Consider the following 19,534-nt stretch of genomic DNA (forward strand, 5'->3'; position numbering starts at 1 on the left):
CTCGAGGACCCGATGGAGCAATTCCTGTTGGCCCTGGCGATCGTCTGCTCGCTGGCCGGACTGGCCGCCGTCGGCGTGCTGCTGTTCCGCCAGCGCCAGATCACCCAGGTCCTGCGCCGGCAGAACGCCGCACTGACCGACGGCCTGACACGACGCGACGAGGAGATCCGGCACCTGGCCGCCAAGCGCCTGCCGGAGCTGATGGAGTCGCTGCACAACCCGGCCGTGACCGTCACGGCGCCGCTGCACGACCCGCGGCAGCTCGGCGCGTCCTACGAGCGCGGCATCGAGGAGCTGATGGAGGTGTTCTCCAGCTCCGTCGAGCAGGTGCGGGCCCGCGCCGACCAGGCCGCCAAGTCCACGCTGCGCTCCACGATGCGCGGCGTGCAGAGCCTGGCCAGCGAGCAGCAGCTGGCCATCACCACCATGCAGGAGCGGCACGACGACCCCGACGTCCTGGAGGACCTGCTGCGGCTGGACCACATGAACGCCCAGCTGGGACGGCGCGCGCAGGCCACCGCGGTGCTGTGCGGCTCCTGGCCGGGGCAGCAGCGCTCGGCGTCCTCGCTGAGCGACGTGGTGCGCGGCGCCACCTCCCGGATCCGCGACTACCTGCGCGTGCGGGTCCACTCGCCGGTGAACGCGGCGGTCGTCAGCCGCGCCGTCGAGCCCGTCGTGCTGGTGCTGGCCGAGCTGCTGGACAACGCCGCCCGGCACTCCCAGCCCGACACCTCCGTCGAGGTCAACGTGCAGACCACGCACAACGGCGTGGCGATCATGATCGACGACGCCGGGGTCGCGATGGACGCCGAGGAGCTGGCGCACGCGAGCCGGCTGCTGAGCGGGCTCGGCTCGGTGGACATGAACCAGCTCGGCGACCCGCCCCAGGTCGGGTTCGCGCTGGCCGGCGTGCTGGCGGCGCGGTACGGGTTCACCGTCTCGGTGGACACCCGGTCCCCCTACGGCGGCGTCCGCGCCGTGGTGTTCCTGCCCAGCGTCCTGATCACGACCGTCCCCGCCGACGACGAGCCCGCGCCCGCCCGCGGCTCGTCGTCGCTGGCCGGATCGGCGCGCGCCTCGCGCACCGCCAAGACCACCGCGGCCGCCTCCGTCACGGCCTCCGGCGGGACCGCCCGCGCGGTCGCCGACGCCCGGCCCGGACGGGCCTCCGGCGGCGGCACCAAGACGGTGGGCGGGCTGCCCAAGCGGCGCCGGATGGAGTCCGGCGAGGCCCTCCCGGCCGAGGGCGCCACCGCCGACCGGCCCGCCCGTCCCGCGAAGGAGACCGCCGCGGGTCTGGGCGCCTGGCAGCGCGGCACCCGTTCCGGACGTGCCTCCACACCGTCCGACGGCACCGCCGTACCGCCCGGCAGTCAGGCGGAACCGTCCGACGAAGCGCCCGAGTCCGACGGCGCGCGCGCAGGAGAAGGAGAGGACCAGCGTTCATGAACGAGCTCACGCACCACCTGGGGGACAACAAGCTCGGCTGGATGCTCGACGAGACGCTGCGGATGCCCGAGACCCGGTACGCCATCCTGCTGTCGGCCGATGGGCTGCTGATGGCCCACTCCGAGCGGATCGGCCGGGACGAGGCCGAACGGCAGGCGGCCGGGATGGCCGGACTGCAGTCGCTGGCCCGCGGCACCGCCGAGTTCTGCGGCGACCGGGACACCACCTGGCGGCAGACCATCACCGAGTTCGACGACGGGTACGTGTTCCTGGTCGCGGCCGGGCCGGGCGCGTACCTGGCGGTGTCGGCGAGCCCGCGGGTGGACATGGAGGCGGTCTCGTTCCGGCTGCAGGAGCTGGTGCAGCGGCTCGGCAAGGAGCTGACCTCGCCGCCGCGCCACGGGCCGGGCGCATGACGCCACGCAGGAACGAGCGGGCGCTGGTCCGGCCGCATGTGGTGACCGGCGGCCGGGCCCACCCCACCCGCAACGTCTTCGACCTGGTGACGCTGGTGGTGGCCGTCAGCGACCAGCTGGCCGGGCTGAGCCCCGAGGAGCGCCGCATCGTGACGCTGTGCCGCGGCGGCGCGCTGTCGGTGGTCGAGATCGCCGGCCACCTCCGGCTGCCCGTCGGGGTCACCCGGGTGCTGCTGTCGGACCTCATGGACAGCGGCCACGTCACCACCCGTGCGCCGGCCCCCGCGGCCCGGCTCTCCCGGACCGAGATCCTCCAGGAGGTGCTCGATGGACTCCGCGCCCGTCTCTGAGGCGTCCGCCAAGCCCGACTACCTGCCCGACACGGTGCGCACGTCGGTGAAGCTGCTCATCGTGGGGCACTTCGCGGTCGGCAAGACCACCTTCGTCGGCACGCTGTCGGAGATCCGGCCGCTGAGGACCGAGGAGCGCATGACGCAGGCCGGGGCGGTCATCGACGACCTGGCCGGGGTCCGCGACAAGACGACCACGACCGTGGCGATGGACTTCGGCCGGCTGACCCTGAGCGAGAACCTGGTGCTGTACCTGTTCGGCACGCCGGGGCAGCACCGCTTCAAGCAGATGTGGAGCGATCTGGCGCGCGGGGCGCTGGGCGCGCTGGTGCTGGTCGACACCGAGCGGCTGGAGCAGTCGTTCGAGGTGATGGACCTGCTGGAGTCCTACGGGCTGCCGTACGCGGTGGCCGTCAACCAGTTCGACCAGGCGCCCGTCTTCCCCGACGAGGAGGTGCGGGAGGCGCTGGACCTGCTGCCCACCACCCCGCTGATCGTCTGCGACGCCCGCGACCACGCCTCGTCCGCCAAGGCGCTGATCTCCCTCGTCGACCATCTGCTGACCCTCGACCGGGAGTCGGCGTGACCGACGAGTCCCCGGCCGGGGCCGCGACGCCGTCCTGCCCGGTGTCGCGGCCCCGCGACCGCGTCCCCATGTACGGCCCCGAGTTCGCCGAGGACCCGCGGCGGCTGTACGACGAGATGCGCGCGCACGGCTCCGTCGCACCGGTGGAGCTCGCGCCCGGCTACAACGCGTCGCTGGTGCTGGCCTACGACGCCGCGCTGGAGGTGCTGCGCGACCCGGGCACCTTCCCCAAGGACCCGAGCCGCTGGGAGAAGACCGTCCCGGCCGACTGCCCGCTGCTGCCGATGATGCAGTCCCGGCCCAACGCCCTGTTCACCGACGGCGAGGCGCACGCGCGGCTGCGCTCGGCCGTCAACGACGCGCTGTCGCGGATCGACCTGGCGGCGCTGCGCGACTACGTGGAGCGCGCCGCCGACCGGCTGCTGGAGGAGTTCGCCGGCGCGGGCGAGGCCGACCTGCTCGGCCAGTACGCGCGGCGGCTGCCGCAGCTGGTGTTCAACGAGACGTTCGGCTGCCCGCCCGAGATCAGCGAGCGGCTGGTCCGCGGGGTGAGCGGGATCTTCGAGGTCGAGCACGCCGAGGAGGCGTACAAGGTCCTCACCGAGGCGGTGTTCGAGCTGGTCGCGCTCAAGCGCGAGCGGCCGGGCGCCGACGTGGCCTCGTGGATGATGGCCCATCCGGCGCGGCTGGACGACGAGGAGATGGCGTACCAGCTCCTGCTGCTGATGGCGGCCGGGACCGAGCCGCAGCAGAACCTGATCGCCAACGGGCTGTTGCTGCTGCTGACCGACGACCGGTTCGGCGGCGACCTGTCGGGCGGCAGCCTGCCGGTCGAGGACGCTCTGGACGAGATCCTGTGGACCGACCCGCCCATGGCCAACTTCGGGGTGACCTATCCCGTCCGCGACGTGGACTTCGCGGGGACGCGGCTGCCCGCCGACCGGCCGGTGGTGATCAGCTTCGCCGCGGCCAACACCGACCCCTCCCGCGCCGTGTCCGGCCGCAAGGGGAACCGGGCGCACCTGGCCTGGAGCGCCGGGCCGCACACCTGCCCGGCCAAGGGGCACGCCCGGCTGATCGCCTCGGTCGCGATCGAGAAGCTGCTGGACCGGATCCCCGACATGGAGCCGGCGGTGCCCGCGGAGGAGATCCAGTGGCGTCCCGGGCCGTTCCACCGGGCGATGGTGGCGCTGCCCGTCCGCTTCCCCGCGACCGCCTGACGCCGTACCGTCCGTCCGCCTCGATCAGGAGCGCTCATGACCTCTGAGTCGTCCTCGTCCTCCCCCTCCCCGGCAGGCGGGGCCGGGCCCGCGCGCGTTCCGCTGTACGGGGACGACTTCGCCGAGGACCCCCGGCGCGTCTACGACGAGCTGCGCCGCCACGGCCCGGCCGCTCCGGTGGAGCTGGCCCCCGGCGTCCCCGCGACGCTGGTGCTGGGGTACGACGCGGCGCTGGAGGTGCTGCGCGACCCGGGCACCTTCCCCAAGGACCCGAGCCGCTGGGAGAAGACCGTCCCGGAGGACTGCCCGCTGCTGGCGGTCATGGGGTCCCGGCCGAGCTGCCTGTTCACCGACGGCGAGGCGCACGCCCGGCTGCGCTCGGCGGTGACGGACGCGCTGGGGCGCATCGACGACTTCGCGCTGCGCCTGCACGTCGAGGAGACCGCCGACGAGCTGATCGACGAGCTGGCCGGCGAGGGCGAGGCCGACCTCGTCGGCCGCTACGCGCGGCCGCTGCCGGTGCGGGTGTTCACGCGGCTGTTCGGCTGCCCGCCCGGCATCGCCGAGCGGATCCTGCGGGGCCTGATGGGGGTCATGGAGGTCGGCGCGTCCGCCCGGGACTCGGCCCTGCTGGTCGCGGAGGCGCTGGCGGACCTGGTGGCGCTCAAGCGCGAGCGGCCGGGCGCCGACCTGGCCTCGTGGATGCTGGCCCATCCGGCGCGGCTGGACGACGACGAGCTGGCCCTGCAGATCTACACGGTGATCGCGGCGGGCACCGAGCCGGAGCTGAACCTGATCGCCAACGGGCTGTTGCTGCTGCTGACCGACGACCGGTTCGCCAGCGGCCTGTCGGGCGGCAGCCTGGCCGTCGAGGACGCCCTCGACGAGGTCCTGTGGACCGATCCGCCGCTGGCCAACCTGGGCACCACCTACCCGGTGCGGGAGGTGGACTTCGCGGGCGTCCGGCTGCCCGCCGACCAGCCGGTGCTGGTCAGCTTCGCCGCCGCCAACACCGACCCGTCCCGGGCGGTGGCCCACCGCACCGGCAACCGCGCGCACCTGGCGTGGAGCGCCGGCCCGCACACCTGCCCGGCCAAGCGGCACGCCCGGCTGATCGCCTCGGTCGCGATCGAGAAGCTGCTGGACCGGATCCCCGACATGGAACCGGCCGTGCCCGCCGGGGAGCTCGCCTGGCGGCCGGGCCCGTTCCACCGCGCTTTGACGGCGCTGCCCGTCCGCTTCCCGCCGCTCTGACGCGGGCCGGGTGCCCATCGGCCGGCCCGCGGGCGCGGGACCGGCCCGCAAGACCGTTCACGACCAGGAGCCAGTGTGACGACCGAAACGCCCCCGACCACCGCAGGCCAGGGTTCCCCGCACGAACCCGTGCCGATGTACGGAACCGACTTCGCCGCCGACCCCCGCCAGGTCTACGACGAGAACCGCCCCCGCGGCACAGCGGTGCCGGTGGAGCTGGCACCGGGCGTGGAGGCGACGCTGATCCTCGGGTACGACGCCGCGCTGGAGGTGCTGCGCGACCCCGGCAGCTTCCCCAAGGACGGGCGGGCGTGGGAGAAGACCGTCGCCGACGACTGCCCCGTCAAGCCGGTCATGGCCTACCGTCCCAGCTGCCTGTACGCCGACGGCGAGCGGCACGCGCGGCTGCGCTCGGCGCTGCAGGACCCGCTGGGCCGGATCGACGTCATCGACCTGCGCCGGCATGTGGAGGAGACGGCCGACTCGCTGATCGAGTCGCTGGCCGTGCGGGGCGAGGCGGACCTGGTCGGCGAGTACGCCCGGGTGCTGGTGGCCAGCGTGTTCACCCGGCTGTTCGGCTGCCCGCCCGAGCTCGCCGAGCGGGTGATCCTCGCGTTGAGCCGGATCATCGACGTGGAGCAGGCCGCCGAGGCCAACATGATGCTCACCGAGGCGCTGGCCGACCTGGTGCTGCTCAAGCGGCGGGAGCCGGGCCCGGACGTGGCGTCCTGGATGATGGCGCATCCGGCGCGGCTGACCGACCAGGAGATGATGGACTCGATCGCGCTCTTCTTCGGCTTCGGCACCGAGCCGCAGCACAGCCTGATCGCCAACGGGCTGCGGCTGCTGCTGACCGACGACCGGTTCGCCGGCGACCTGTCGGGCGGCAACCTGGCCATCGAGGACGCGCTGGACGAGATCCTGTGGACCGATCCACCACTGGCCAACCTCGGGTTCAGCTTCCCCGTGCGCGACACCGACTTCGCCGGCACGCGGCTGCCCGCCGACCGGCCCGTCCTGGTGAGCTTCGCGGCCGCCAACACCGACCCCAGCCGGGCCGCGGGCAGCCGGGTGGGCAACCGCGCGCACCTGGCGTGGGGGGCCGGGCCGCACACCTGCCCGGCCAAGCGCCCCGCCCGGCTGATCGCGACGGTGGCCATCGAGCGGCTGCTCGACCGGTTCCCCGACATGGAGGTGGCGATCGACCCCGCGGAGCTGCGGTGGCGCCCGGGACCCTTCCACCGGTCGCTGACCGCGCTCCCCGTGCGGTTCTGAGCCCTCACCGGGCCCGGGGGCCGGGGCCCGCACGATTCCCGGTCTCCCCGGGCGCCCGGTCTCCCGGGCGCCCGGGGCGCGGGCGTCCCGGCTAGTCGCCGCCGTTGAGCGGCTTGTCGGGCAGCTCGACGGCGTAGGACTCCTTGACCACGTCCAGGTGGTGCCAGGACTCGCGGACGGTGGCGCCGGGGACGGCCCGGATGGCGTCCAGCACCGCGACCATCTCCGCCCGCGAGGACGCCTCCGCCTGGCCGACGATGTCGTACCGGCCGAAGCCCGTCGCCACGTACCGCACGCCGTCCTGCTCGGCCACGGCCTCGGCGACGCGGCGCAGCCCGCCGGTCACCACCAGCCCGAACCCGCCGAGCTCGGCGGCGCCCAGGGCCAGCGGGTCGGCCAGCCCGGTCACCTGGATGACGCCCGAGCGCATCAGCCTGACCACGCGGGCGCGGGTCGCGGCCTGGGACAGCCCGATGATGTGGGCCAGCCGGGTGTAGGGCGCGCGGCCGTCGCGCTGCAGCTCCTGCAGCAGCCGCCAGTCGATGTCGTCCAGCGCGATGTCGCCGAGCTCGCGGACGACGGCGTGGGTGTCGCGCACGGTGGACACCGAGCGGAACACCTCCGCCGAGCGGACCCCGGCGACCGAGCGGATGTGGTCCACCTCGGCGGCCAGCGCGGCGTCGTCGCGGGTGCGCACCTGCGCGACCAGGTCGTGCGGGCCCGCGGTCAGCGCGGTGAAGCTGACCGCCGGCCGCTCGGCGATGGCCGCGGCGACCTTGCGGGCCGAGCCGTCGACGGTGACCGAGACGTGCCCGATGGCCTCGGCCCCGACGACCGCGGCGTGCACGATGCCCACGACGCGGACGACCTCGGTCTCGAGAAGGTTCTGCACCCGTGCCCGCACGGCCGTGCGGGACAGCCCCACCCGGTCGGCGAGGGCCTGGAACGTCGCCCTGCCATCCCGCTGGAGCTCGCGGACGAGCACGGCGTCGACCGCATCCAGCACGGCTCTCCTCCTCGGGGTGCGATGACTCGTTTCGCTGACAACTGCAAGATCATTCCATTTCGGGACGGTCTGTCGTCAAATATTGATCTTGCTCGTGTTCGCCGTGCCCGCAGACCGTCGAAGCGTCGGCTTTCGGTCCCGGAGGCGCCGAATTCGGCGCGGGATAAAGCACCACGGCACCGCAACGCGACCGGGATCATCGCGCGCGACCGGCGCCGCGGTGCGAGGGCACGGCGGCGCCCGGAGTGGCGAGGATCACGGGGCGGCGCACGGTCCCCGGCGCCCCGCCGGTCCCGTGATCGGTCCCGCGGCGGCCCGGCACGGCGGCGCAGGCGGAGGCTGCGCACCGGGTTCACCTGCGTGACCTGCATGCGCTGCTCCCGATGTTCTGCTGTGACGCCTCCTACGGGGGGCGGATGTCCGCGCGAGGCACATGTAAGAAAACTGCATCGCGCGCGCAGGATCGTCAAGAGGTGACTTTACACAGAGCTAAACCTCACGTTGCACTCAAAACCACTGCGTCCGCGCCGTCTCCATGATTACGCGCGCGACACCCGGATCGCTCGCGAAAGGCACCGGGCGGCCATGTCATCGTCACCTCGGGGAGTTCCCGCCGGTAGGCGCCCGGCCGGCGGCGGGCGCGGGCCGTCACGGCCCGTGTCCCGCCCCACGGCATGCCCCCCGTTCACGGCCTGTATCGGCCGCCGGACCGGCGCCCGCCTTGATCGTCAGGGGGTCGGACGCTGCTTCGGTCCCGGTTTCTGGGGGTATGGCGCACAATGTACGGTGGCCCAGCCATTCCCAGCCCCGATTGGTGTGTCGACAGCGTGCGCCTGCTGAAGGGTGAGCACTCCGCTCACGATCTCACCTACAACGACGTGTTCATGGTCCCGCGCCGCTCCGCGGTCGGGTCCCGGCTGGAGGTGGACCTGTCCACCTCCGACGGCAGCGGCACCGCGCTCCCGGTCGTGGTGGCCAACATGACGGCGGTGTCGGGACGGCGGATGGCCGAGACGGTCGCCCGGCGCGGCGCCCTGGCCGTCCTCCCGCAGGACATCCCGGTCGAGGTCGTGGCGGACGTGATCGGATGGGTCAAGCGCCGCCATCTGGTCTACGACACCCCGATCCGGCTGTCCCCCGGCGACACCGCCGGGGAGGCGCTGGCGCTACTGCACAAGCGCTCGCACGGCGCGGTGATCGTGGTCGAGGAGGGCCGTCCCGTCGGGGTGGTCACCGAGGCCGACTGCCACGGGGTCGACCGCTTCTCCCAGCTGCGCGACATCATGTCCCGCGACCTGGTGACGCTCCCGGACGGGGTCGACCCGCGCGAGGCGTTCGACCGGCTGCACGAGCGCGGCCACCGGCTGGCCCCGGTCGTGGACGCCGAGGGCCGCCTCACCGGAATCCTGACCCGCACCGGGGCGCTGCGCGCCACCCTCTACACCCCCGCGCTGGACGGGGCGGGCCGGATGCGCGTCGCCGCGGCGGTCGGCGTGAACGGCGACGTGGCGGGCAAGGCCAAGGCGCTGCTGGAGGCCGGGGCCGACCTGCTGGTGGTCGACACCGCGCACGGCCACCAGGAGAAGATGATCGCCGCGCTGGCGGCGGTGCGCGGCCTGGACCCGGGGGTGCCGGTCGCCGCCGGGAACGTGGTCACGGCCGAGGGCACCCGCGACCTGATCGAGGCCGGCGCCGACATCGTCAAGGTGGGGGTGGGGCCGGGCGCCATGTGCACCACCCGGATGATGACCGGGGTGGGCCGCCCGCAGTTCTCGGCGGTGCTGGAGTGCTCGGCGGAGGCGCGGCGGCTGGGACGGCACGTGTGGGCCGACGGCGGCGTCCGCCACCCCCGCGACGTGGCGCTGGCGCTGGCCGCCGGGGCGTCCAACGTGATGGTCGGCTCCTGGTTCGCCGGCACCTACGAGTCGCCGGGCGACCTGCAGCGCGCCGCCGACGGCCGGCTGTACAAGGAGAGCTTCGGGATGGCCTCGGCCCGCGCGGTGCGGCTGCGCACCGCCGAGGACTCCCCCTTCGAGCGGGCGCGCAAGGCGCTGTTCGAGGAGGGCATCTCGACCTCGCGAATGTTCCTGGACCCCGAGCGGCCCGGCGTCGAGGACCTGATCGACTCGATCGTGGCGGGGCTGCGCAGCTCGTGCACCTACGCGGGCGCGCGCACGCTGGAGGAGTTCCACGACCGCGCCACGGTGGGCGTCCAGAGCTCGTCGGGCTACGCCGAGGGGATGCCGCTGTCGAGCAGCTGGTGAGGCAGCGCTGAGCCGTCCCGTTTCCCGGGGCGCGGCGGCGCGACCGAATTACGGTACGGACCGTGCTCGAACGGGTACTATCCGAAGTCGTCGCTGTACCCCGGTCCGTCCGGTGCGGCCGGTGGATCATTCGGGCCCCCGGGTCCGGTGATTCGGGCGGGCCCGCCCGGAGGACAGGGCGGTACGGGGTTGGACGATCCCGACGCGGCGGGTGTACGGCGCGTCGGGATCGTCAAGATCACCGTTGGGCGGCGCGCGTCACCGCTAGTATCACCGGATGATCCGGGCCGCCGGGCCGCGCCAGGGCTGACCGCGCGGGCCGTCCAGGTCCCCGGATCGGGCTCCCGTCGCGGAGCCAGGACGCCCGGGCCGAGCGGGAGCCGCGGCCGGCGGCGCACGGACCGTGCCTCCACGGCGCCCGGCGGGCGCCGGTTCGGAGCCGGGCGCGCGCCCGTCCGGACGCCGGGCAACTCCCGGCCGGTTTCGCGCGTCCATAATGTAGGCGAGGCGTCAGATGATCGTGCGTGGGGATCGGAGCGTACATGGCGAGTCGATCGGCCGGCCGGCGTGCCCAGAAGGGCGACGCCGAACCCGGCCTCCTGCGCGCCCTGGCGCTCACCTTGGCCTCCGCCCTGGTCTGGGGCGTGGCGCACCTGGTCACCGGCCGCCGGATCGTCGGCTCGATCCTGCTGGGCGCCTTCGTGCTGCTGGGCGCGGCGGCGGCCGTGCTGGGGCTGTTCTTCCGCCCCCGGCTGATGGAGCTGGCGGTGCAGCCGGCGTGGCTGTCGGGCGTGGCCGGCGGGATCCTGGCGCTCGGGCTGGTGTGGGTCACCGTCGTCATCCGCTCCTACCAGCTGGCCCGTCCCGGCTCGCTGTCGCTGGGCGCGAGCACGGCGGGCGCGGTGGCGGTGACGGTGCTGTGCTTCGCGGTGGCGGTGCCGGTCTCCTGGGGCGCCTACAACACCTATGTCGCCCGCGACACGCTCACCAGCATCTTCCAGGCGGGCGGCGGCAACGGCCGCGCCGTCAACACCAAGGACCCCTGGAACGGCCAGTCCCGCGTCAACGTGCTGCTGCTGGGCGGCGACGCGGCCGCCAACCGGCAGGGCGTGCGGACCGACAGCATGACGCTGGCCAGCATCGACACCAAGACCGGTGAGACGGTGCTGCTGAGCCTGCCGCGCAACCTGGAGAACGTCCCGATGCCGGCCGGGCCCTCCCGCGACCGCTTCCCCTACGGCTTCACCGGCGACGGCGCCGGCACCCCGGGCCTGCTCAACGAGGTCTACCAGTACGCCGAGGACCACCCCGACGTGGTGCCCGGCGCGCGCAAGAACCAGCGCGGCCCCGAGCTGCTGAAGGCCACCATCAGCGGGATCCTGCAGCAGCCGGTCGACTACTACATCCTGGTCGACATGTTCGGGTTCGCCGACATCGTGGACGCGATGGGCGGGGTCCGGATCAAGATCACCGAGCCGATCCCGTACGGGCAGCGCGGCGAGGTGCTGCAGCCGGGCGACCGGGTGCTGAAGGGCAAGGAGGCCCTCTGGTACGGCCGGTCCCGCACGCTCAGCAGCGACTACGCCCGGATGGGCCGGCAGAAGTGCCTGCTGAACGCGATCGCCCGGCAGGCCGACCCGCAGACCGTGCTGACCAAGTTCGACCGGCTGGCGGCCGCCACCAAGCGGGCCATCTCCACCGACATCCCGCAGGAGCTGCTGCCGGCGTTCGTGTCGCTGTCCACCAAGGTCAAGGACGGCTCCCGGATCGACAGCCTGCAGTTCGTGCCGCCGCTGATCCACACCGGCAACCCCGACTACGCCCTGATCCGGCGGCTCACCACGCGGGCGCTGGCGGGCGACCGGGCGGGTTCGTCGGCGTCGCCGTCGGCCTCACCGTCGGCGTCGAGCACCAAGACCAGGCCCGCCACCGAGGCCGGCGGAGCCTCGCCGTCACCCTCGCCGAGCAGGACGGACACCAAGCCGGTCTCCCTCGACGACACCTGCCCCAAGTGAGCCGCCCCAGCTGACCCCCGTGGACCGGTCGCCGCCGGCCGGTCCCCGCCTCCACCGGCCGCCCCCGGCCGGCCGCCCCCCGCGAGGAGGATGAGGTGAAGGCCGCGTACCGCCTCCGCCAGGCCGTCAACCTGGTCAACCTGTCGACGCCGCTGGGCCTGCTGCTCGCCGCGGCGGGCACGCGGGCGCCGCGGCGGGTGCTGCGCGCCCCCGGCGGCCTGCTCGTCGCCGGCGGCTACCGCCTGCCGCTGCCGGTGGCGTCGGCCTTCACCGTCGGGAACGTGGTGCTGGTGCGGCGCGAGCCGGAGGCGCTGCTGGAGCGTCCCGGGCTGCTGCGGCACGAGGCCCGTCACTCGACGCAGTACGCCTTCTGCCTGGGCCCGGTCATGATCCCGGCGTATCTGGTGTGCGCGGCGGTGTCGCTGGCGCTGTCGGGCGACCACGCCTCGTACAACCCCTTCGAGCGGCTCGCGGGGCTCGCCGAGGGCGGCTACGAGCGGCGTCCCCTCCGCCGCCCCTGGCGCTCGCGCCGCCGGTGACGCCCGCTCCCCGGGCCCCGCGTACCCGGGCCGGGTGTCTTCGCTGGTCCCCGGAGGGGGGATCATGGAGGGAGACACCGACGAGCGTGAAGGGCGGGTGCGGGTGCCCCAGATCCAGGGCTGCGACGCGTTCCGGGTGGCGATGCCGCGCGGACGGCGGCCGGAGAGCGTCCTGGTGCGGCTGACGGGCCAGGACGACGTGGTGGGCTGGGGCGAGGCCGCCGTCACGGCCCGCGGCCCGGGAGGCGGCGGCGGGGGCGCGGCCGGCGATGTCTGGGCCGACATCGAGGAGCGCATGGGCCCGGCGCTGATCGGGCTCGACCTGGAACGTCCCGAGGACGTGTCGGCGGCGGCCGAGCTGGGCTGCGCCGGAGCCGCCTCCGCGATCGACATGGCCTGCTGGGACCTGTGGTGCCGGTCCCGCGGCGAACCACTGGCGCACGCCCTCGGCGGCACCCGCACCTCGATCGTCACCGGGGCCCGGATCACCCCCGAGCCGCTGCTGGAGACGGTGGTGACCCGGGCCAACCAGGCGGTCGGCGCCGGGCACACCCGGGTCACGGTGGACGTGCGGCCCGGCTGGGACATCGAGCCGGTGCGGCTGATCAGGCAGGCGTTCCCCGCGCTGGCGGTGGTCGCCGACGCCGGGCACGCCTACCGGGAGACGCCCGAGCACCTGGCGGTCATGGAGGCGCTGGACGGCTACGGGCTGCTGGCGATCGCGCGGCCGTTCCCCGGCGAGGACCTGGCGGCGCACGCGCGGCTGCAGCGCCTGGTCGGCACCGCGCTGGCGCCCGGCATCGGCGATCTGGACACCCTGGACGCGGCGATCTCGCGGGAGGCCGGGCGGGTGCTGGAGCTGGGCGTGGCCGGCATGGGCGGGCTGACGGCGGCGCGCGCCGCGCACGACCTGGCGTACGCGGCCGGCTGGGACGTGTGGTGCACCGGCACGGGCGCGTTCGGCATCGGGCAGGCCGCGGCGGTGGCGCTGGCCTCGCTGCCGGGCGTCACGCTGCCCAGCGAGGTGTCCGATCCTGCGGGCGGGCCGGCGTTCGTGTCGCCGCCGGTGCGGTCGTCGGGCGGGGTGGTGGGCGTCCCGTACACCCAGCCGGGGCTGGGCCACGAGATCGACGAGGCGCGCATCGAACGGCTCGCCAGCCGCCGCCTGCGCATCCCCGCGTGACCGGCGGCGGCGATGCCGCCGAGGGCGGGCAGGGCACGGTCTGGGTGGTGGCGGGGCCGCCCGGCTCCGGGAAGACGACGGTGTCGCGGCTGCTGCTGGAACGGCTGCGTCCCGTCCCCGCGCTCCTGGACAAGGACACCGTGTACGGCGCGTTCGTCGCGGCGGTCCTGGACGCGCACGGGCGCGACCCGGGCGAGCGCGAGGGCCCCTGGTACGACGAGCACGTCAAGCGGCACGAGTACGAGGGCATGACCGCGACCGCGCGGGAGATCCGGGCGCACGGCTGCCCGGTGCTGCTGAGCGGCCCGTTCACCGGGCAGATCCGCTCCCCCGAGCGCTGGGCGGGGTGGGTCGGGGAGCTCGGCGGGCCGCCGGTGCGGCTGGTGTGGGTCCGCACCGACGCCGCGACGCTGCGGCGGCGGCTGACCGACCGGGGCTCGCACCGCGACACCGGCAAGCTGGCGGCCTTCGAGGCGTTCGTGGCGCGGATGCGGCCGGAGGAGCCGCCGCCCGTCCCGCATCTGGAGGTCGACAACCGGCCGGCCGCGCCGGTGCCGCTGGAGGAGCAGGTGGAGCGCCTGGTCCGGTTCACCGGCTGACCGTCGTTCAGCCCGAGCCGGGACGGACCAGCCCGGTCTCGTAGGCGTAGACGGCCGCCTGGGTGCGGTCGCGCAGGCCCAGCTTGGTGAGGATCCGGCTGACGTGGGTCTTGACGGTCTGCTCGGCGACGACGAGCCGCTCGCCGATCTCGGCGTTCGACAGCCCGCCGGCGACGAGCGCGAGGACCTCGGTCTCCCGCTCGGTCAGCTCCTCGACGGTCTTGAGCGGCCGTCCGCCGCCTCGGCCGGAGCGGGCGAAGTGGGTGATGAGCCTCCGGGTGACGCTGGGCGCCAGCAGCGCCTCCCCGCCCGCGACGACCCGTACCGCCTCGGCCAGGGCCGAACCGGTGGCGCTCTTGAGCATGAAGCCGCTGGCCCCCGAGCGCAGCGCCTCGTAGACGTACTCGTCCAGGTCGAAGGTCGTCAGGACCAGCACGCGCGCGGTCCCGGCCGCGGTGATGAGCCGGGTGGCCTCCAGGCCGCTCATCACGGGCATGCGCACGTCCATCAGCACCACGTCGGGGCGCAGCGCCTCGGCCCGCTCGACCGCGTCGCGGCCGTCGGCGGCCTCGCCCGCGATGTCGATGTCCGGCCGCGCCCCGAGCAGCACGGAGAAGCCCTCGCGCACCATGGCCTGGTCGTCGGCGATCAGCACCCGGATCGTCACGCCGCTCCCTCTCCCTCGGACGGCACGTGCACCCGCGGCGATCGCACGGGCTCCGGCGCCGGCGCGGCGGGCAGCCGGGCCAGCACCGCGTAGCCGCCGCCGGGGCGCGGACCGGCCTCCAGCGTCCCGCCCAGCATCGCGGCCCGCTCGCGCATGCCGATCAGCCCGTGCCCGCCGCCGGACGCCGCGGCCGGACCCCGCCCGCGGTCCCGCGCGACCGTGCCCGCGGTGTTGGTCACGCGCACGTCCAGGCGGCCGGGCAGGTACTCCAGGCTCACGGTCACCTCGGCGTCGGGGGCGTGCCGCAGGACGTTGCTCAGCGCCTCCTGGACGATACGGTACGCCGACAGCTCCACGCCCTGCGCCAGCGGCCGCCGCGTCCCGGCCACCTCGACCGTCACCGCCAGGCCCGCGCCGCGCACCCCGGACAGCAGGTCCTCCAGGCGGTCCAGGGTGGGCTGGGGCGTGTCGGCCTCCCCGTCGGGGACGGGCGGGCCGTGGTCGCCGCGCAGGACGTCCAGCACCCGGTGCAGCTCGGTCAGCGCCTCGACCGCGTTGTTCCGGATCGTGGCGAACGAGCGGGCCAGCTCCCCCGGCGGGTCGGGCACGCGCAGCGGCGCCGCCTCGGCCTGGATGGCGATCACCGACATGTGGTGGGCGACGACGTCGTGCAGCTCGCGGGCGATGCGGGCGCGCTCCTCCAGCAGGGCCCGCCGCGCCCGCTCCTGCTCGCTGATGTGCAGCTGCTCGGCCAGCCGCCGCACCGCCTCGCCCCGCGACCGCAGCGCGCCGGCCGCCACCAGGACCACGGCCGAGTACACGCTCATCGACAGCACCCCGGTGAACGGGGCCCGGCCGGGGAACGCGACCGCCAGCGCGACGCCCGCCACCAGCGTGAGCACCCACATCTCCACCTGGACCCGCACCCGCGCCCGCATGCCCACCAGCGCCATCACGCTGAGGTGGGCCACCAGGTCGGGCCCGGGCCACAGCGCCACGGTGCCGCGCACCGGGTCGGGGTCGCCCGCCCCGCCCGCGACGGCCGCCGCCGTCACCGCGGCCGCCAGCGACAGCCACCAGCCCGACAGCGGCCAGTACAGCGCCACCACCAGCGCCAGCGCGTGCGCGAACCCCAGCGTCCCGGCCATCTGGTTGGGAACGCCGAAGTCCTCGATCAGGGTGTGCCAGACGACCCCGCACAGGGAGGCGGAGAAGAGCGCGACGGCCACGTGCGGCAGCCACGCCGTCCAGCCCGGGCGCCGCAGCGGCAGCAGCGGCGTGCCCGCCGCCGGCGCCAGGTCCGCGGCCAGTCGCCCGGCCCGCCGCCGCCACACGCCGCCCGTCCTCCGCCTCGCCACGTCTCCCCGCTCCCGCGCACGTCACCCGCCGTCACCCGTCGCGGTCGACGCTAGAGGATCCCGGCGGCGGAGTCGTCACCCGGCGGAGCCACCCCGCCGCGTAGCTCCCGGGAGTGACCCGGGCGCGCTCCGCCCCGCGTCGACTAGTACGACTTGGGCAGCCCCAGAGAGTGCTGGGCGACGAAGTTGAGGATCATCTCGCGGCTCACCGGGGCGATCCGCATCAGCCGCACCACCCCGGCGAGCATGCCCACGCCGTACTCGGTGGTCAGGCCGTTGCCGCCATGGGTCTGGATGGCCTGGTCGACGCAGTGGATCGCCGCCTCGGCGGTGGCGTACTTGGCCATGTTCGCCGCCTCGCCCGCGCCCATGTCGTCGCCCCGGTCGTACAGCCAGGCGGCCTTCTGCCCCATCAGCCGGGCCAGCTCCAGCTCGATCTTGGCGGCGGCCAGCGGATGCGCAAGGCCCTGGTGCGCCCCGATCGGGGTCTTGAACACCTGGCGCTCCTTGGCGTAGGCGATCGCCTTGCCGAGGGCCAGCCGCCCGATCCCGGCGCCCATCGCCGCCGCCATGATCCGCTCGGGGTTGAGCCCCGCGAACAGCTGCAGCAGCCCGCCGTCCTCGTCGCCGACCAGCGCCTCGTAGGGCAGCCGCACCTCGTCCAGATGGCAGACGAACTGCCGCTCCGGCGACACGATCTCCATCTCGATCGGGGTGAAGGTGAACCCGGGGGCGTCGGTCGGCACGATGAACAGCGACGGCCGCAGATTTCCCTTCTGGTCCTCGGTGCGGGCGACGAACAGCACGGCGTCCGACTCGTCCACGCCGGAGATGAAGGTCTTCTGGCCGCTGAGGATCCAGCCGTCGCCGTCGCGGCGGGCGGTGGTGGTGATGCGGTGGGCGTTGGACCCGGCGTCCGGCTCGGTGATCGCGAAGGCCATCTTCACCGACCCGTCGGCGAAGCGCGGCAGCCAGTGGTCCTTCTGCGCCTGCGTCCCGGACCGGGCGATGATCGTCGCGCAGATCGCCGGGGAGACGACCATGAGCAGCAGCGGGCACCCCGCCGCGGCCAGCTCCTCGCACACCGCGGCCAGGTCGCCGATCCCGCCGCCCCCGCCGCCGTACTCCTCGGGCACGTTCACGCCCAGGTAGCCGAGCCGCCCAGCCTCGGCCCACAGCTCGTCGGTCTTCTTCCCGGCCCTGGCCTTCTCCACGTAGTACGCCGCACCGTACTCGGCGCCGAGTCCCGCGACGGCGGCGCGCAGCGCCTGCCGCTCCTCGCTCTCGATGAAGCTCACCGGTGGTCCGTCCCCTCGGAGATGACGGCGAGAACGGCGCCCGCCTCGACCTGCCGCCCGGCGGCGACGTTCAGTTCGGCGACGGTGCCCGCCGCGGGCGCGGCGATGCGGTGCTCCATCTTCATCGCCTCCAGCACCAGCAGCGTCTGGCCCTCGGCCACGGCGGCGCCCGGCTCGGTCTCGACCCGGACGACGGTGCCGGGCATGGGAGCCAGCAGCGAACCGGGCGCGACCAGGTCGCCGGGGTCGGCGAAGCGCGGCAGCGCGCGCAGCGCCACCGGGCCCAGCGGCGAGTCGACGTACACCGCGGCGCCGTCCGGGACGGTCCGCACGTCGAAGCCGTACCGCACCCCGTCGACGTCGAGGGTCACCTGGTCCGGGGACGCGGCCACCAGCCGCACCCCCTCATGGCCTTCGGCGCGCAGGCCGCCGCGGCCCGTCCGGTAGGCGACCTCGACCGCCTCCCCGCCCGGCCCCTCGTACGACCTGCGCCGCGGCTGCGACGGCACGTTCCGCCAGCCCGCCGGCAGCCCGCCCAGCACCGGCGCCGCGGCCCGGTCGGCGGCGGCCTCGGCCAGCGCGGCCGCCCGCGCCGACAGCCGCACCGCGCCCTCGTCGGCGAGCGGACGGGCCAGCTCGTCCAGCCCCACCTGGTCGAGATAGCCGGTCGTGGCTCCCCCGCCCAGGAACACCGGCTCGGCGAGCGTGCGCGCGAGCAGGTCCCGGTTGGTGGTGACCCCGTGGACGCGGGCGCCGGCGAGCGCCGCCCGCAGCCGCCGCGCGGCGGCCGGGCGCGTCGGCCCCCAAGCGATCAGCTTGGCCAGCATCGGGTCGTAGTGGACGCCGACCTCGCCGCCGCTCTCCACCCCGCTGTCCAGCCGCAGCCCGTACCCCGCCGGGACGCCGAACTCGGCGTCGACCCCCGGCACCTCGAACGTGTGCAGGGTCCCGCTGCCCGGGCGCCAGCCGGCCGCGGGGTCCTCGGCGTACAGGCGCACCTCGATCGCGTGCCCGCGCGGCTCCGGCGGCCCGGCGGGCAGCCGCGCGCCCTCGGCGATCTCGATCTGCAGCCGCACCAGGTCGAGCCCGTACACGCACTCGGTCACCGGATGCTCCACCTGAAGGCGCGTGTTCACCTCCAGGAAGAAGAACCGCCGCCCGTCGCCGGCGAGCATGAACTCCACCGTGCCGGCGCCGACGTAGCCGATGGCGCGGGCCGCCTCCACCGCCGCCCGGCTCAGCTCCGCCCGCAGCCCGGCGTCCACGGCGGGCGACGGCGCCTCCTCGATGATCTTCTGGTGGCGGCGCTGCACCGAGCAGTCGCGCTCCCCCAGCGCCCACACCGTCCCGTGCGCGTCGGCGAGCAGCTGCACCTCGACGTGCCGGGCGCCCTCCAGCAGCGGCTCGCAGAACACCGCCGGATCGCCGAAGGCCGACTGCGCCTCGCGGCGGGCCCCGGCGACGGCCTCGGGGAGCTCGGCGAGCGTCCGCACCACCCGCATGCCGCGCCCGCCGCCGCCGGCCGACGCCTTCACCAGGATCGGCAGGTCCGCCTCGGTGACGGCGCCGGGGTCCAGCTCCGGCAGGACGGGCACGCCCGCCGCCGCCATCAGCTTCTTCGCCTCGATCTTGGAGCCCATCGCCTCGATCGCCTCCGGCGGCGGCCCCACCCACACCAGCCCCGCGCCGGCGACCGCCCGCGCGAACGCGGCGTTCTCCGACAGGAACCCGTACCCGGGATGGACCGCGTCCGCGCCCGCGCTCCTGGCCGCGGCGATGATGAGGTCGCCGCGCAGGTAGGTGTCGGCCGGGGCCGCGCCGGGCAGCCGCACCGCTACGTCCGCCTCGCGCACGTGCGGGGACGCCCCCGCCGGCTCGCCCGGCGCCGCCGCGCCGTCGGCGTCGGAGAACACCGCGACCGTCCCGACGCCCAGGTCCCGGCAGGTGCGGAAGACGCGGCGGGCGATCTCGCCGCGGTTGGCCACCAGCAGTCTGTCGATCATTCGCTCGTCACTCACAGGCTCGGCGTTCACGGACTCGTCGGTCACCGGACGG

At 74.9% G+C, this 19,534-nt stretch carries 17 protein-coding genes; 12 read left to right on the forward strand and 5 right to left on the reverse strand.

The features are described from left to right. From ACFPZN_RS48015 to ACFPZN_RS48045, 7 genes are all read left to right on the forward strand, one after another. Window positions 1-1,449: ATP-binding protein (locus ACFPZN_RS48015; protein ID WP_378290408.1), on the forward strand; the 1,449-nt coding region annotated here is incomplete at its 5' end. After that, window positions 1,446-1,865 carry a roadblock/LC7 domain-containing protein gene (locus tag ACFPZN_RS48020; RefSeq protein WP_378290410.1) on the forward strand — a complete coding sequence of 140 codons (420 nt, stop codon included), beginning with the start codon at window positions 1,446-1,448 and terminating at the stop codon, window positions 1,863-1,865. The genes ACFPZN_RS48015 and ACFPZN_RS48020, both read left to right, overlap by 4 nt. Beyond that, window positions 1,862-2,215, forward strand: coding sequence for a DUF742 domain-containing protein (locus ACFPZN_RS48025; RefSeq protein ID WP_378290412.1), 354 nt, complete (start codon window positions 1,862-1,864; stop codon window positions 2,213-2,215). The genes ACFPZN_RS48020 and ACFPZN_RS48025 overlap by 4 nt, the downstream gene beginning before the upstream one ends. After that, window positions 2,193-2,801: a GTP-binding protein gene (locus ACFPZN_RS48030; protein WP_378290414.1), complete on the forward strand. Its 609-nt coding sequence runs from the start codon at window positions 2,193-2,195 to the stop codon at window positions 2,799-2,801. The genes ACFPZN_RS48025 and ACFPZN_RS48030 overlap by 23 nt, the downstream gene beginning before the upstream one ends. Next, window positions 2,798-4,021: a cytochrome P450 gene (locus ACFPZN_RS48035; protein ID WP_378290416.1), complete on the forward strand. Its 1,224-nt coding sequence runs from the start codon at window positions 2,798-2,800 to the stop codon at window positions 4,019-4,021. The genes ACFPZN_RS48030 and ACFPZN_RS48035 overlap by 4 nt, the downstream gene beginning before the upstream one ends. A 36-nt stretch (window positions 4,022-4,057) precedes the next feature. Next, the gene (locus ACFPZN_RS48040; protein ID WP_378290418.1) at window positions 4,058-5,275 is read left to right on the forward strand and encodes a cytochrome P450 family protein; all 1,218 of its coding nucleotides are present in this window, start codon (window positions 4,058-4,060) and stop codon (window positions 5,273-5,275) included. Between the two features lie 75 nt (window positions 5,276-5,350). Further along, window positions 5,351-6,550 carry a cytochrome P450 gene (locus tag ACFPZN_RS48045; protein ID WP_378290420.1) on the forward strand — a complete coding sequence of 400 codons (1,200 nt, stop codon included), beginning with the start codon at window positions 5,351-5,353 and terminating at the stop codon, window positions 6,548-6,550. A 91-nt stretch (window positions 6,551-6,641) separates the two neighbouring features. Here the strand turns inward: ACFPZN_RS48045 and ACFPZN_RS48050 are convergent, their stop codons facing one another. After that, a complete protein-coding gene (locus tag ACFPZN_RS48050; protein WP_378290422.1) occupies window positions 6,642-7,556 on the reverse strand; it encodes an Lrp/AsnC family transcriptional regulator in 915 nt (304 codons plus the stop codon). Between the two features lie 827 nt (window positions 7,557-8,383). On the opposite strand from ACFPZN_RS48050, the gene ACFPZN_RS48055 reads away from it, so the two are divergent. From ACFPZN_RS48055 to ACFPZN_RS48075, 5 genes are all read left to right on the forward strand, one after another. After that, window positions 8,384-9,820 carry a GuaB1 family IMP dehydrogenase-related protein gene (locus tag ACFPZN_RS48055; RefSeq protein WP_378290424.1) on the forward strand — a complete coding sequence of 479 codons (1,437 nt, stop codon included), beginning with the start codon at window positions 8,384-8,386 and terminating at the stop codon, window positions 9,818-9,820. A gap of 542 nt (window positions 9,821-10,362) precedes the next feature. Further along, window positions 10,363-11,835 carry an LCP family protein gene (locus tag ACFPZN_RS48060; RefSeq protein WP_378290426.1) on the forward strand — a complete coding sequence of 491 codons (1,473 nt, stop codon included), beginning with the start codon at window positions 10,363-10,365 and terminating at the stop codon, window positions 11,833-11,835. Between the two features lie 95 nt (window positions 11,836-11,930). Beyond that, window positions 11,931-12,374: a hypothetical protein gene (locus tag ACFPZN_RS48065; RefSeq protein ID WP_378290428.1), complete on the forward strand. Its 444-nt coding sequence runs from the start codon at window positions 11,931-11,933 to the stop codon at window positions 12,372-12,374. A 64-nt stretch (window positions 12,375-12,438) separates the two neighbouring features. Continuing rightward, window positions 12,439-13,557 (forward strand): enolase C-terminal domain-like protein, encoded by a 1,119-nt coding sequence (locus tag ACFPZN_RS48070; RefSeq protein WP_378290430.1) that lies wholly within the window; start codon window positions 12,439-12,441, stop codon window positions 13,555-13,557. Further along, window positions 13,554-14,156 carry a P-loop nucleotide/nucleoside kinase family protein gene (locus tag ACFPZN_RS48075; protein WP_378290432.1) on the forward strand — a complete coding sequence of 201 codons (603 nt, stop codon included), beginning with the start codon at window positions 13,554-13,556 and terminating at the stop codon, window positions 14,154-14,156. Before ACFPZN_RS48070 ends, ACFPZN_RS48075 begins: the two co-directional genes overlap by 4 nt. Before the next feature lie 7 nt (window positions 14,157-14,163). Here the strand turns inward: ACFPZN_RS48075 and ACFPZN_RS48080 are convergent, their stop codons facing one another. The 4 genes from ACFPZN_RS48080 to ACFPZN_RS48095 form a co-directional block, all read right to left on the reverse strand. After that, window positions 14,164-14,823 (reverse strand): response regulator, encoded by a 660-nt coding sequence (locus ACFPZN_RS48080; RefSeq protein ID WP_378290434.1) that lies wholly within the window; start codon window positions 14,821-14,823, stop codon window positions 14,164-14,166. Beyond that, a complete protein-coding gene (locus tag ACFPZN_RS48085; RefSeq protein WP_378290436.1) occupies window positions 14,820-16,181 on the reverse strand; it encodes a sensor histidine kinase in 1,362 nt (453 codons plus the stop codon). The genes ACFPZN_RS48080 and ACFPZN_RS48085 overlap by 4 nt, the downstream gene beginning before the upstream one ends. A gap of 143 nt (window positions 16,182-16,324) precedes the next feature. Continuing rightward, complete coding sequence (locus ACFPZN_RS48090) at window positions 16,325-17,479, reverse strand: acyl-CoA dehydrogenase family protein (protein WP_378290438.1); 1,155 nt, start codon at window positions 17,477-17,479, stop codon at window positions 16,325-16,327. Continuing rightward, complete coding sequence (locus ACFPZN_RS48095; protein ID WP_378290440.1) at window positions 17,476-19,482, reverse strand: acetyl/propionyl/methylcrotonyl-CoA carboxylase subunit alpha; 2,007 nt, start codon at window positions 19,480-19,482, stop codon at window positions 17,476-17,478. The genes ACFPZN_RS48090 and ACFPZN_RS48095 overlap by 4 nt, the downstream gene beginning before the upstream one ends. Window positions 19,483-19,534 lie beyond the last annotated feature (52 nt).

The sequence above is a fragment of the Actinomadura rugatobispora genome, from assembly GCF_042656285.1.
Taxonomy (GTDB): Bacteria; Actinomycetota; Actinomycetes; order Streptosporangiales; family Streptosporangiaceae; genus Spirillospora; species Spirillospora rugatobispora.

Bases quoted from the DNA above. Each gene is read 5' to 3' on its own strand.
- ACFPZN_RS48020 (WP_378290410.1), top strand. From the start codon at position 1,446: ATGAACGAGCTCACGCACCACCTGGGGGACAACAAGCTCGGCTGGATG.
- ACFPZN_RS48040 (WP_378290418.1), top strand. From the start codon at position 4,058: ATGACCTCTGAGTCGTCCTCGTCCTCCCCCTCCCCGGCAGGCGGGGCC.
- ACFPZN_RS48070 (WP_378290430.1), top strand. From the start codon at position 12,439: ATGGAGGGAGACACCGACGAGCGTGAAGGGCGGGTGCGGGTGCCCCAG.
- ACFPZN_RS48095 (WP_378290440.1), bottom strand. From the start codon at position 19,482: ATGATCGACAGACTGCTGGTGGCCAACCGCGGCGAGATCGCCCGCCGC.
- ACFPZN_RS48025 (WP_378290412.1), top strand. From the start codon at position 1,862: ATGACGCCACGCAGGAACGAGCGGGCGCTGGTCCGGCCGCATGTGGTG.
- ACFPZN_RS48060 (WP_378290426.1), top strand. From the start codon at position 10,363: ATGGCGAGTCGATCGGCCGGCCGGCGTGCCCAGAAGGGCGACGCCGAA.
- ACFPZN_RS48030 (WP_378290414.1), top strand. From the start codon at position 2,193: ATGGACTCCGCGCCCGTCTCTGAGGCGTCCGCCAAGCCCGACTACCTG.